The organism is Flammeovirga pacifica (assembly GCF_000807855.2).
Taxonomy (GTDB): Bacteria; Bacteroidota; Bacteroidia; order Cytophagales; family Flammeovirgaceae; genus Flammeovirga; species Flammeovirga pacifica.
The window spans coordinates 134,284-147,347 of record NZ_JRYR02000002.1 but is presented as its reverse complement, the minus strand read 5'-3'; the positions used below and the strand labels follow the sequence as shown (position 1 = coordinate 147,347).

Below are 13,064 nucleotides of genomic sequence, written 5' to 3'. Positions count from 1 at the left end.
TAAAAAATTCACCACACTACAGATAATAATGGTCAAGTTGAGGCCGAAGAAGTAGTTCAGTTATATCTATCAGATTATGAGGTAAAATTTGATGCACCCAACCACTCTTTAAAAGATTTTCAAAGAATTAGATTGGCTCCCGGAGCATCGAAAGAAATCACTTTTAAGATATCAAAAGACAAGCGAAATATTTTTGATGATAACGGAGAAGAAGTACTTCCGAAAGGAAAACTTACCGTTACTATTGGTGGGGCATCTCCAATGCCTAGAAGTAAGGAACTTGGCGCGCAATTGAGTACAAAAAGTATTGATATCAATTAATAAAATATTGTAACACAATAATAATATATTCTGAAAAAGGTGGTCTCATCTAAAATAGGTAACCTTTTCTTATTTACTGAAAATAATAAATCATTTAGAATATGATAAATCCAATTATCAATTCCCATGGCATTATTTTAGTATACTATCAAAAGGTACCAAAAAAGCTGCATTATGATGCACTTATAAGGGTATATATATTATTTGATAAATAACTATGATGAAAAATTTACTAAAATCAAATGCAATCTTCTCATTCATGATTGGCCTGTTAATTATGGCTTGTGGTAAGGATGAAGCTACCAATATTAAAGATGCTAATGCTCTATTTAAAGAAGTAGACGGGAAAATAATTGTCGAAATAGAAACAACTCCAATTGAAGAAGAATGGACTGAAGCAACAAATACAAAAGGTTATACAGGTACTTCTTATTACCAAAATGTGGGTGAAGGACAAATGAACAACCCCGGTGTAGGAATTCTAGAGTATACAGTACAAATCAATACTCCTGGTACTTTCCGTTTTATTTGGCATAATAAAGTGAACGAAGGCGATAACCCTACTGAAGCTAACGATAGCTGGTTAAGACTTATTGATGCTGATGATTTTTTTGGGAAGAAAAACAATACTATTAAATACCCTAAAGGTGGTTTGATGGTACAATCTGATAAAACCACTAAAGGAAGTTCAAAAGATGGGTGGATGAAAGTCTACAGCTCGGGTACATTAGATTGGAACTGGGGAACTAGAACAAGTGATCATGAAGGGCTAAATATCTATGCTACTTTTAATGCAGCTGGAAATTATACGGTACAAATTTCTCCAAGATCAACAGGGCATGCTATCGATCGTTTTGTGATGTATAACGAAGAATTAGTATCAGAAGAAGATGCTCAAGATTTATCTTTGACTGAAACACGATAAATAGAAAAAGGCAGTTTCAAAATTACTTTTATGAAACTGCCTTCTTTTTTCTTTATAAAAAAGAAATAATTGTATTACAAAATATGAAACACACCTTAATTTTTCAATAATTTAATTATCGTTCCATTGATGTTTAAAAAGTAGATACCAATAGGTTGATCTACTAAGTTCACTACCCATCTTGAAGAATAAAATATAGGAGTTACTGCTACAACTCTACCATAAGAATCCGTTACTTGAATCTGATCTGTATCTCTGATATCACCGCGAATTTTAAATTTATCAGAAGATGGATTAGGATATACAAAATACACTGGGTCTGTTGCTGACGGTGGAGTTGTTGTCACATCTCCATTCATTTTACATTCACAATCACATCCATCATTATCAGGAGGTGTTTGATCACAATTTTCAAAGACATCCTCTTCTTTTACTACGTCTTTCTCTTGGTGTTTAAATCCGATAGATTCTGTATTGGAAATGGCAACATCATAATAACCTAAAGCATTATTGTTATTTCCATCTGCTGTATTCAAAATATTACAAACAGCAGGAGCAGCATAACTTTCACCATCAGGGTTATAATCTGATGCAATCCATTGTATCTCTTCGCAGGGCATGTATTTAAAATGCTTTGCTTTTACCTGTGCTGTACAACCATAAGAAGCTTTTACATTCTTCACTATTGATGTACTTGCATAATAACCAGGAGTAATACCCAATGAGTCTTGATATTTTGTAACATACCCTTTACCAATTCGTACAGCAAAACCTGTATTTTTAGCTTCTACACCATCAATTTCTACATGCCCATTTTTTACAGAATGAGGAGAGATCATTAAAGCTGCATTACCGTTTTCACAATAAATATTCTTTCCATAGACATCAAAATTTCCGCCTACTTGTAATTCATTCATTATATTTAGTCCTGTTTCTAAACGCAATGTCACACCACCTTCACCCCAGCAGTTTTTAAAAAAAGTATTTTTAAGTGCTTGCGATTGAATCAGACCATATCCATAATGTGCCTTTAAAATACTACAGTCTCTTACCACTCCATTTTCTGAACTAACATATTCCCCTTTATAAGTTGAATAACCCATAGTAATAGCAGAAAACTTAGTGTTATCATCGATCATATGCATATCAGCAATTAGGAAGTTCTTCACATTAATCAGTTGGAACATTCTAACATTAGGGTTTCTAGCCTTACTAATATCGACAGTATATTGACCATCTACCCCTCTAACACTAATGTTATTTGTTTCCTCATTGTTTTTACCAATGTTCATGATCACATAGTTTTTATCGTTTCCCGGATCTGTTGGATAGATTATAGCCTCGGTATCGATAGTAATATGAACATTAGATTTAAGAAGGATATTAGAGAAATAATAAGTCCCTGCTGGTATATTGATTCTTCCTCCGTTGGCCAAAACGGTCATATCATCAATGGCTTTTTGCAAAGCGGGACTATCGTCTTCATCATCCAAATTGTTGACATCGTAATCATCTACAAGATTTACGGTTTTAGTGACAAAGTTGATTCTATCGTTATAGAAATCACTTTCATTCTGTCCCATCAAAATTGTAAAGTTGAAGCAGAAGCTTAAAAATAGTAAAACGTATTTGTTCATTTCATTCCATTTGTTTAATAAAAAAATCATTTCATACAGGTTGAGGTCTAGCGACCATTTCTAGTGTACCAAATATGAAAAAATCGAAATGAGTGAGTGTGCCGTCGTGTAAAATTAGTGTATGTTAAGGTACTTTTAAATTTAACCCCTATTAGGCTATAAAGACTGTTTTTTGATGTATAACGATAGTATAACAGCAGTTTTTTAGTCTAAAAAAAGACGTGCTGTACGCTCACATACAACACGTCTTTAATAAAAGAAGACTAAACAATTATTTTAATTCTTCTTTTAACTGAATATCAATGAATCTAAAAAGACCACAAGGAACTGTCAGTTTAAGTTTTCCATTGGCTGCTTTTAATGTTTCGTTGGTCACAATATCTTTGATTTCTTCTACTTCAACTTGAAGAAGAATTTCAGCTAAACGATCATCCGGATTAATATACCCGTTATCTATAATAGTTAATCGAATATGTTTAGGAGAAGTTTGAACTGCTACCCAACCTACTTCACCACTTTTTATTTTAACAGGGAGTTTGTCTGATGCTTTTTCAATCGCATTTTGAACTTCTGTATAATATTCTTGTGGAGCATACTTTTGAGTTCCATCACTGCTGTAATAATACTTACCATCGGTGATAAACTCCGTCATATTACCTTTATATATAGGATGTAGTAAATCTTCTAAAGCACCTCTTTTTGCCTCTTTGTCAGCAAATTTCCCTTTTTGGGGAGGTGTAATCATCACTAATCCTTGATGATACCTTGGAACAAATTCTAATCTTCTTTCTTTTGATCCTGAAGCATAGGCAGAAAAGTCATATTCTTTCACAGGAGCTGCAGGCCAAGTACCATTCATTCTTGAGAATACCAAAGCATTTTCTGCTTCAAATTCTTTGTCATAAAAAGTCGTCCATTTACAATTGTTCCCTTGATCTAGATATACTTTATCTGGAGTAGTCATACTTAAATGTACAGGGTTAATACTTACAATCTGATCTCTTTTCGGAATATACAACACGCCTTTCTCTACCATTTCGTACAGAACACTCATGTATTCCTGATTTACAGGAAAGTTGTTGATATATTGTGCACCACTTGCCATACTATATACTAACATCCTTAAGAAATGATTCGGGACCATTTGATGTGAATGTTGTCTTAATCTAAAGTAACTTGCATTATCTCTTGCACCACGCGCACCCCAACTATTAGTAGCACCACTTGTCCAAATACCCATTTTACCAGCTACACTTAAGTCCATCATTTTATCTGTTGTTTCCTCCATTGAAGGCACAAATACATCAGCATATTCACCAGATAAAAGTCCGTTCCACATGTCTAAATAGATAATGGCTTGCCAAAAAGTATGTTTAGTTCGGATATATAAATTAGCATTTTTACCATTAGCATAATCGGCTAATGGATATAAAAAGTTCTTTAATGTATAATCAAAATCTGTAGTATAGTGTTCTAATTCAGGGAAAATCATGACTACTTTTTTACCTTTTCCAGCATCAATGATTTTCTTCTCTGTTTCTAGACTAATCATCATTGGGTCATTACCATGTCCGCCCCAATACGAAATACCAGAGTAGCCATCATATAGAGGCGTGACTAAATCTACCATTTGCTGCTGAGATAAAGTATACTTCTTTCTTCTATCAAATCTGTTAGCATAAGCCTCATTCCCAAATGTCGAACGGTCCCAATTTTCAACCTTAGGCATATGAATACTATTCAAGAAGTAAGGTGATTCGTTCTTTTTATTTAGTCTTTTAACCAATGCTTCATTTTGCTCGTTTATTTTTTCAGTCATAAAATAAACGTCCTGTCCTTTTCCATCCCATTTAGAAGCATTGAATTTTTGAAGATTCTTTCTAAAATCAGCTGTATTGTTCAACATTCTTTCTAATTTCCCTTTCGGGGATAATTGAATGTATTCCTCTCTCCAATTTTTAGATGCAGTATTGATAATATGGATACAACTACCTCCTGATTGTGCACTCGCTAGTAATAATTTTTCATTTGATTCATCTTTCCATAAATCATTATAAGAATACTTACTTATCAAAACTTCTGATGTATTTCCCTGCATATCAGTAGGAAGCAAAAAGATTCTTTCCCCAAAAATGGTCAAGAGTTTCTCCGTCTTTCCTTCTTTGATCAAAACAGTTTGAGGAACACGATACCCAAAGCCAGTTTTCCCTCTTTTGATTTGCTTACTGATTTTGAAAGTATAATTGGTTTCATCTTTTAGATCAAGTTTTTCTACTCTTGCCTCTTGAATCATTCCAGAAGATCCCATATATAACTCTTGTGTACCATCTTTATCGACATCAAAAATCTTTAGATCGCCAATAACACTTTTACCCGATACTTTTATACTCTTATAGGGCTTATATTCATCAACATTGAAAAGGTAAATAGCTCCAGAAGTTGCATTCTGGTTATTAGTTCCATGCATCACTAATACCTCTTTCCCTTCTATAGTTGCTTTACGTAAAAAGTTGGTTGTATGAGCCTTTCCTTTTGGATATCTCTTCCCATTTTTTTTACCCCATGCTTTAGTAATTGAGTATTCCTTAGAATTTAGAGTTTGCAATATGTTCCCTTTAGTATCTAAGAAATAAACATTCATATCCATACCGCCAGTAACAATATATTTGCCTTGTTTACCAGTCATAACGGTTACTCCAATTAATGGCGTTTCTCCCGACTTAAATTTCCAAAGTAATTTCCCTTTTGCATCTAAGCAGTATAAGAAACCATCCGCATTGGCGGCAAAAATTTCATCTTTACCATCGTTTGTAATGTCTTCACACCATATATCATGATTTGCGAATCCTGATAAGGTATTGTCCCAAAGTTTTTTCCCTTGATAATTGTAAAATAAGATACGGCCTTCAAAAGTATTGCCGACAATAAAGCTCTCATTTTTTACTATGGCATTTCTAACCAAAGTAATGGTGTAATCAGTATCAATACTTCTAATGTTTTTCTCTTTACCCATTATAGAGAACACATTTCCTAAAAGAAGTAAGCTTATTAGTAATAATTTTTTCATTGTAATCACATCATTTAGACTTCAATTGATATAAAAAGAATACAAAAAATCTTATCATTTCATTTCGTCAGTCAGATCATTAATTTATATGTCCAAGTTGGCATTTCCTTACTTTTTCTATGTATTCACACATTAGAATAATGTCTTTGTTAGTAAACACATTCTTTAATAACCACATAATCATATTTTTAATCAAAAATACGTACAACTGTTTTCTTTAAAGAAAAGAATCATTTTCAACAAAATAAATTTAAGTGTATATCTTTATAGCTTACTAAGCCTAGCTTTATTTTTACCTATGAAAAGATGATTTACAAAACAATTCAACATTATTTATGTTCTCTGTTTTAATCATAAAAACAAAAATATTTGATATGATACTAAGAGTCGTTTTATTTTTAATACTTAATTTTTCTGCTTTAGCTATTGGTGGCTTTTTTACCGGAGCTGGAGTACCATCTGAATGGTATATAGAATTAAACAAAGCACCTTGGACACCACCAGGATGGGTATTTGGTGCAGCATGGACTTCTATAATGATTTGCTATTCTATTTTTATGGCATTCCTGTGGGATAAAATTTCTAATAAAAGATGGCTTTTAACACTATATACATTTCAATGGATTCTTAATGTATCTTGGAACCCTGCTTTCTTTTATGCTCATCAGGTAGCTTTAGGATTACTACTAATTTCCTCTTTAACCTTATTAATTGCCTATTTCTTTTTCGGAAATATTGAAAAATTAAAGTGGAAAATTATTTTTGTATTACCTTATTTAGTATGGCTACTAATTGCCACCTCTTTAAATGGTTATATTTTGATTTATAATTAAAAAAAACACCCCAACTTAATGTAATAAGAAGGGATGATCAAGATAAACAGTTATTGGTGTTATGTTAAGTATGTGCCCAAAGAAGGGTATTAAAAAATGTCAGAAATATTTTCTATTTTTTTATTTCTTGTATGGCTCTTTCGATGATCTCATCTTTTGAACGATCATTCCAATCCATCTGAACAGAAACATCTACAGGTACTCCTTGTTCAAATGCTGGACTTTCTTGTAGATTTAATGTTTGAGAGATAGAAAATCTATAACTCCAACCATTTGGAAGTTGACCACCATTTGGTAAGCCCAAACCGCCACCTGTTGTATCACCCATAAGTATCATATTTGGTAGTGCTTTCGTTGCTAGTGAAGTAAAAGAACCTGCACTAAAAGTACCTCTATCTACCAATACAATTACTTTTTTATGATACAACTGACCTTTTGGCTCCACATATGTGGGTTTAATATCAGAAAATTCGTTGTGTGCAGTACCACTTTTCACTCTAGTGTAAAATACCAATGTTTTTTGATCAACAAAGTGACTTAAAATGGCAAAAGCATCGTTAACTACCCCTCCTCCATTTTCTCTTAAATCTAAAATAAGACCGTCGGTATCCTTGTATTTATTCATCATGAAATCAAGATTATCTTGAGAAACCGTACCCGTAAATTCTGAGAAACGGATGTATCCAATATTTTCATTATTTAAAAAATCATGATGAAAAGCACCCGTTGTGTAATAATTTCTTGGTAGGTAATTATCTTCGATTAATCGCCAATCAAAATTATCTTGAGCATCGTATTTCACTCCAAATCTTGATACATTAAAATCAGACATTAAATTGGTATGGTCATCTTTCAATTCTGAAAGCATTTTTCCCATTACCTCAAAAAACTTCTGATCGGTCATTGCTTCAGTAACCTGAGGTGAATATACTTGATGAATAGAATCCCAATCAATATTTTTCACTTCGAAATAAGCATATTTTTGATCGGCTTGATTCCATAAATACTCAAAGTTATCGTGTTTATTATCTGTTTCTAAATCATCATTAAAAATGATTTTATTACAAGAAAAAAATACTGGAATGATGAATATATATTTAATTAGATTTTTCATGTTTCAATTACTTTTTAGTCCCAAATAAGAATGTAGCTTTCAAAATGTTGTTGGTCATACCAAACTGACCATAATCTCCTCCAGATTTTAAACCTTCGTAGACATAAGAGAATTTGATGGCATTTTTATTTTGAAGAAAAATGGTATAATCCAATTCAGTACTCATTCTAAAACCAGAAAACATCTTTACTTCGTGTCCATCAAAAGCACTGGCATTATTCAAAACAGAAGAACTATTGGTATAAATATATCCGTTTCTAAAAGAATTGTTCATTAGGCCAATATTCAAACGTAAAGACAGTTCACGTCGTAAAGTTGTATTGCCTTTTACCTTAGAAAAATCGCGAGTAGCTTTCATAGAAGCCATTAAAGATGAAAAATTTTCCATACCTACTGCGTTATTCATCAGTGCAGCATTTTGTCTAATATTTGTAGTGGTTGCAAAGAGTCCACCTACCATATAATTCATCTTTTCATCCGAAATAGGATGTATTTGATACAATCTACTGTAGTGTAATTGGAACGAACTAATGTTACTTTCTACAGATTCCTTACTCACATTTTCTGTGGCACTACCTGTAGAAATGTTTACACCTAATTCGGTATCGCGTAATTTGTCACCTCTACGGTAACCCATCTCAAAATATTTAACAGTACCTCTATAAAATAGCGGAGAGGTGGCAAGGTCTCTAAACTTAATGTTATTAAAACCTGCTGAAAAATTAATATAAACAGGTCTCGATTTTTTTAATTCCTTGTTTGATACAGCATCGATGTTCTGTGCATTCAAACCTAAAGTGATTAAAAACAGGGTCACTGTAAAGTAAACTTGTCTTGTTTTCATTATTTATTTATTTGATTGAAGTTTGATATTTGTACTCTTAGAAAGTTAGATAGCTGGTGTGGTCAAAATATAAAGTTAAGAACGGTTAATATAGGCAAGTATAATGTTAATATTAAAGCTTATTTTTAACGTTTCTCTTTCGATATTGTCACCTTGTGATAAAGAAATAAATCTGATTATCAAATAGTTAAGAAACGTACAGATGATTGAATAAATCATCAAATGATATTCTTAAAAGAAAAATTAAAAAAAATGTTTTTTCATCAAAAAATCCCCCAATAATAAGATGTCTATTATTGGGGGATTGGTATATTCTTATTCTCAAAGAACTTTATTGTATATGCACAAAAGCAGCCCAATAATAAGGATGATCGTATTCTTTCTTCAATTCATTTTTGGCTTTGGTTACCGCCTCACTTATATCCGATAATTCTAAATAATAACGATAAAAATAAGTCATGAATTTTTGTGTGGCTGCATCATCCACAATCCATAAACTTATAATTTGATTTTCTATTCCTGCTAATTTTATTGCTCGTTGAAAACCAAATACCCCTTCACTTTTTGTACTTTGTCCGATACCCGATTGACAAGCTGAAATAATAGCTAATTTAGTTGCCCTTAAATCATAATTAGACAATTCACTTGCCATTAAAATACCGTTTTCTTTGTCCTTATAGGTTTCTCCTGTTTCCCAGAAATAATTGGCTCCAGAAAATACAATTCCTGCCCTATTCATAGGGTCGGGATCTGTGCAAATATTGGCTGTTCCTTTGTAAGATCCTTCTGCAATTTTTTCCTTAGGAATGTAAGGTGTGAAATAAGCATGAGAAGCTATGTGTAAAATATCTGTAGGTTGCTTACAATATGCCTTAAATTGATCTTCTGTGGCTTGATTGCCAATAAATTTTTGCACCTCAATATTTTCAGAACTTAACTCATTATCAATAAGGTTAGCTTCTTTTAATGTACCTGATAGATAAGTAAAAATTCCTCCCACTCTCTGTACAGGAATAGAATTAGCAGCCGAATTTTCAGCTTTCTTTCCTTTTAACTCTAAACCTCTTTCACCATTTTCTGAAGTAATAGGTGATAAAGCGTTTTCGTCAAAATTCATACCTCCAAAAATACTTGCTTTTCTAGGTGACAGCTTTGTTTTTTGAGTAATAAGAGATGTTTTACTTACGCGTTTTAACCTAAACTCTTCACCAAACCTTTTCTCTTTACCTTCTGAAATTAAAGCCTCTAATGATAGACCATGAAGGATTCCGGCTGGAGAATAATAAATGGTTTTTACATCAGTTAAATAAGGGCGAAGTGGATCTATAATTAAAGCCGATATTTGAGGCGAATTTCTATTATAAATGTAATCAATTAACCATTGTTCTTTTTGTCTGTCTTCAGGAGGAAGTAACTGAGCAATCTCCTCTTCATTACATAAAGGAATAAACACAGGTGTCTTCATATCACTTTTTAGCACTAATGCTGCGTATTTATTCGGAGAATAATTGATGTATTCTACTGCGATCTGATTAGGTTTTAATACTTGTTGCACCTGTTGAAAATCAACATCAACTGCCTTTAAAGTTGTAAATACTTCCTTTCGAGTTTTAATCGCTAATTCTTTGTGCAAGCCGTAACTGATATCCTTTAAACTGTCTATATCAACTCCATCTTCTTGAAAAATAATTTCTTTTCTTACTTTCATCCATTGTTCAAAAAGATTTTTTAAGTCTTTGTTTTTACTATCTGCAGCATATTTTCTAATCGCGATGATAGACGACAAACCTATCTCTTTTGAAAGAAGGGTATAATTGTAAGCTAATTTTTTTGCCTCTTTCCAACTTGATTTCTCTGCTAATAAATACAAGATATCACCACTCTCCTCTGACATTTTTATGACATGTTTTTTGTCCAATTTGGAAGGATTTAACATGCAATTTTGTATCAAATAGCTAAATAGATCATATTCTTCTAAAAGAGTATCGAAATTGATTTTATTTAATTGATCTTCTTCAATCAAACAACGTAAATAGTGGGTATAATAATAGAAGCGAAGTAACCTTACATACAATAAAGAAGAGACGTCATTATCACTAATTTCAGCAAATAGTTTGTATCCCTCTAAAGTCGTTTCATATGCTTTTAGGGCGTATTTTAAAGCCTTTTCTCCTTCATTTTTTCTTTGATATACCGTGGATAATGTAAAATATGTACCAGCACTTACCTCTTGGTTTAACTTTTTACTCAATTCCAGCACTTCTTTAGAAGTTTGTAATGCATCATCGTACTTTTCTAATGATAAAAGAACAGATACCTTTACATTTAAAACAGATAAGAACATTGGCGATTCCTCTGATGTATTCGCTAAATATTGATTGGCTGACAATAAAGCATCCTCATACTGTTCCAGTAAATTATAGGTGAATATTAAAGTGGAGTTATCTGTTAAAAAGCCAAGCTTTTGCTGTTTTAATTGTACTTCAAGCATGTTTTCGTAATCGCCTTGAAGCATATATAAGCTACTAAGATTAAGTAAAAAAGCATTGTAATGATAAGTGGTCGTTTCTTGCTTTTTTTCCATTTTTGCAATGGATTCTCTAAGTAACTTCGTCGCCAAATAATATTGATTAGTGGTGTACATTTTGCCTACTAACATCAAGACCGTATTGTAATCTAAAGTACCTGCAGCAAGGTGTTCTTGTATAATTCTAGCGAAATTATTGGAGTTATTTTTGGCGTTCCTCCAAAACATTTGAACATCATTGTAGAAGTCTTCAAAATTTTCTTTATCCTCAGCGTTGGCATTTACATAGAGGTAATCTAACCTCTCTAAATATGGCGTTCGATAAAAAAACTGATCTGCAATTTTTTGAAGTGGATTTCGGTTAGCGTTAGCTTGTGTTTGAATAAGGTGATAGCATTGGATCATTTTAAATATTTCTTCCAACTCCTTAAAACTTTCTTTTTTATCCATTTTTAAATGGAAAAGAAACTCTTGAACTTCTTCCAAGTATTGAATAAAAAATTGATCGGTGTCTTTCTCTTCCTTAAATCGGATAAACATCGAAAGTTCTTCAGCAATGATACTTTTCTGAAAATAATTTTTGTTAGAGATATCAGATAAAAGTTCTTTGGACCAAGATGCTTTCCAATGTTTTTGATTGGATTGATTGTATTCTACTCTAAGATTTTCAACTTTTTCTCTTTCTACCATCATTTCAGGAAGATGAGCTCTTAAGACCTTGCTCTTAGATACATCCTCTTGAGCAAAAATGTTTGTGAATTGAAAGAGTATACACAATAATAGAGATAGTTTGGTTTTCATTTATCTGTTAGGCTATTAAAAAATCTTTGTTACAAAATTAATAGTATCACTCAAATTGTCATAAAAAGTTTCTATTAATTAGAAATTAAAAAGTCATGATATATAAATATATTTAATTTGTATCTCTAAAATTAAATTTTGATATTTAATTCTTATTATTTTAAACTAACTCTGTAGTATGAAACTAGTTATCGCCTGCCCCGAATGTAAGAAGAAAAATGTTCTGCCTTACAACAGCAAACTTCGAATGGATCTCTTCAAAAAGCTTGGAGAAAATCTGAAATTAGACTGTAATTACTGTCATGAAAAAAGTGAATATCATATAGATTCTATTTCAGCAGAAAATTCTACTTTTGGTGAAATCTTAAAGTCAAAAATCATTGTCCATTCAATTATTAGTATTACTATGATTTGTATAGGATTATTTTTCGGTGGCATTGTTGCTGCTTTAGTAGGTGGTATTTTGGGCAGTATCATCTCTATCCTATTTTCAAAGTCTAATGATTCTAAAAAGAATATTGAATTTAATAAACATAAAATACGAGGGAGAGTTTCCGGTATCGGATTTGGAAGATAATTTGACCTCAAATAAAAAAAGGTTATCTCAAACTTAACGAGATAACCTTTTCACCTAACAATTGAATTGGTTTTAGGAACTCTTACTTCTATTTTCCTTCTTTTTATATGTTTTTAATTGTGATGACAAGAGTTACATCTTTTCACACGGTGTGAGATACATTTTCTTTTATATGCTCTTACACGTACTCTTTTCTTTCTTACTCTTTTTTGCCTTTTCCTAGCAATATCTCCTCGAATTGGTGTTTGTATTTTCACTTTTGCATCATTAGATACCTGTACATTAGGAACATCTGCAAAAGCAACTGAAGAAATAAAAAATAAAAGTAATGCAATAAACTTTTTCATATGTGATTCTGTTTTATACTTTAAGTTTTGATTATCATTCAGTAAATGGCATTAACATCTATTTGTACTGA

At 32.0% G+C, this 13,064-nt stretch carries 10 protein-coding genes; 4 read left to right on the top strand and 6 right to left on the bottom strand.

The features are described 5' to 3' along the window. The first annotated feature begins 6 nt into the window (after positions 1 to 6). Together NH26_RS25155 and NH26_RS19975 are read left to right on the top strand one after the other, a co-directional pair. On the top strand, positions 7 to 321 hold the full coding sequence (locus tag NH26_RS25155) for a fibronectin type III-like domain-contianing protein (protein ID WP_084812293.1): 315 nt from the start codon (positions 7 to 9) through the stop codon (positions 319 to 321). Positions 322 to 541: 220 nt separating this feature from the next. Next, positions 542 to 1,246 (top strand): hypothetical protein, encoded by a 705-nt coding sequence (locus tag NH26_RS19975; protein WP_139263204.1) that lies wholly within the window; start codon positions 542 to 544, stop codon positions 1,244 to 1,246. Between the two features lie 95 nt (positions 1,247 to 1,341). Here the strand turns inward: NH26_RS19975 and NH26_RS19970 are convergent, their stop codons facing one another. Together NH26_RS19970 and NH26_RS19965 are read right to left on the bottom strand one after the other, a co-directional pair. After that, complete coding sequence (locus NH26_RS19970; RefSeq protein WP_158021982.1) at positions 1,342 to 2,883, bottom strand: T9SS type A sorting domain-containing protein; 1,542 nt, start codon at positions 2,881 to 2,883, stop codon at positions 1,342 to 1,344. Positions 2,884 to 3,154: 271 nt separating this feature from the next. Beyond that, positions 3,155 to 5,950, bottom strand: coding sequence for a PQQ-binding-like beta-propeller repeat protein (locus tag NH26_RS19965; RefSeq protein ID WP_044217779.1), 2,796 nt, complete (start codon positions 5,948 to 5,950; stop codon positions 3,155 to 3,157). Positions 5,951 to 6,324: 374 nt separating this feature from the next. Here NH26_RS19965 and NH26_RS19960 point away from each other — a divergent pair, with 374 nt between their 5' ends. Beyond that, positions 6,325 to 6,783: a TspO/MBR family protein gene (locus tag NH26_RS19960; RefSeq protein WP_044218134.1), complete on the top strand. Its 459-nt coding sequence runs from the start codon at positions 6,325 to 6,327 to the stop codon at positions 6,781 to 6,783. Positions 6,784 to 6,895: 112 nt separating this feature from the next. Here the strand turns inward: NH26_RS19960 and NH26_RS19955 are convergent, their stop codons facing one another. The 3 genes from NH26_RS19955 to NH26_RS19945 all read right to left on the bottom strand — a co-directional run bounded on the left by NH26_RS19955 (position 6,896) and on the right by NH26_RS19945 (position 12,069). Continuing rightward, the gene (locus NH26_RS19955; protein ID WP_044217777.1) at positions 6,896 to 7,897 is read right to left on the bottom strand and encodes a S41 family peptidase; all 1,002 of its coding nucleotides are present in this window, start codon (positions 7,895 to 7,897) and stop codon (positions 6,896 to 6,898) included. A 7-nt stretch (positions 7,898 to 7,904) separates the two neighbouring features. Then, positions 7,905 to 8,741 carry a hypothetical protein gene (locus NH26_RS19950; protein WP_044217774.1) on the bottom strand — a complete coding sequence of 279 codons (837 nt, stop codon included), beginning with the start codon at positions 8,739 to 8,741 and terminating at the stop codon, positions 7,905 to 7,907. Between the two features lie 331 nt (positions 8,742 to 9,072). Continuing rightward, positions 9,073 to 12,069 (bottom strand): CHAT domain-containing protein, encoded by a 2,997-nt coding sequence (locus tag NH26_RS19945; RefSeq protein ID WP_044217772.1) that lies wholly within the window; start codon positions 12,067 to 12,069, stop codon positions 9,073 to 9,075. 178 nt (positions 12,070 to 12,247) lie between these two features. Here NH26_RS19945 and NH26_RS19940 point away from each other — a divergent pair, with 178 nt between their 5' ends. Beyond that, positions 12,248 to 12,646, top strand: a complete 399-nt coding sequence (locus NH26_RS19940) for a hypothetical protein (protein ID WP_044217768.1) — start codon at positions 12,248 to 12,250, stop codon at positions 12,644 to 12,646. A gap of 113 nt (positions 12,647 to 12,759) precedes the next feature. Here NH26_RS19940 and NH26_RS19935 read toward each other — a convergent pair whose 3' ends face one another. Then, on the bottom strand, positions 12,760 to 12,993 hold the full coding sequence (locus tag NH26_RS19935; RefSeq protein WP_044217766.1) for a hypothetical protein: 234 nt from the start codon (positions 12,991 to 12,993) through the stop codon (positions 12,760 to 12,762). Positions 12,994 to 13,064: the final 71 nt, after the last annotated feature.

Excerpts from the sequence above, each read along its gene's own strand:
- NH26_RS19975 (WP_139263204.1), top strand. The coding sequence starts at position 542 with ATGAAAAATTTACTAAAATCAAATGCAATCTTCTCATTCATGATTGGC.
- NH26_RS19970 (WP_158021982.1), bottom strand. The coding sequence starts at position 2,883 with ATGAACAAATACGTTTTACTATTTTTAAGCTTCTGCTTCAACTTTACA.
- NH26_RS19965 (WP_044217779.1), bottom strand. The coding sequence starts at position 5,950 with ATGAAAAAATTATTACTAATAAGCTTACTTCTTTTAGGAAATGTGTTC.
- NH26_RS19960 (WP_044218134.1), top strand. The coding sequence starts at position 6,325 with ATGATACTAAGAGTCGTTTTATTTTTAATACTTAATTTTTCTGCTTTA.
- NH26_RS19955 (WP_044217777.1), bottom strand. The coding sequence starts at position 7,897 with ATGAAAAATCTAATTAAATATATATTCATCATTCCAGTATTTTTTTCT.
- NH26_RS19950 (WP_044217774.1), bottom strand. The coding sequence starts at position 8,741 with ATGAAAACAAGACAAGTTTACTTTACAGTGACCCTGTTTTTAATCACT.
- NH26_RS19945 (WP_044217772.1), bottom strand. The coding sequence starts at position 12,069 with ATGAAAACCAAACTATCTCTATTATTGTGTATACTCTTTCAATTCACA.
- NH26_RS19940 (WP_044217768.1), top strand. The coding sequence starts at position 12,248 with ATGAAACTAGTTATCGCCTGCCCCGAATGTAAGAAGAAAAATGTTCTG.
- NH26_RS19935 (WP_044217766.1), bottom strand. The coding sequence starts at position 12,993 with ATGAAAAAGTTTATTGCATTACTTTTATTTTTTATTTCTTCAGTTGCT.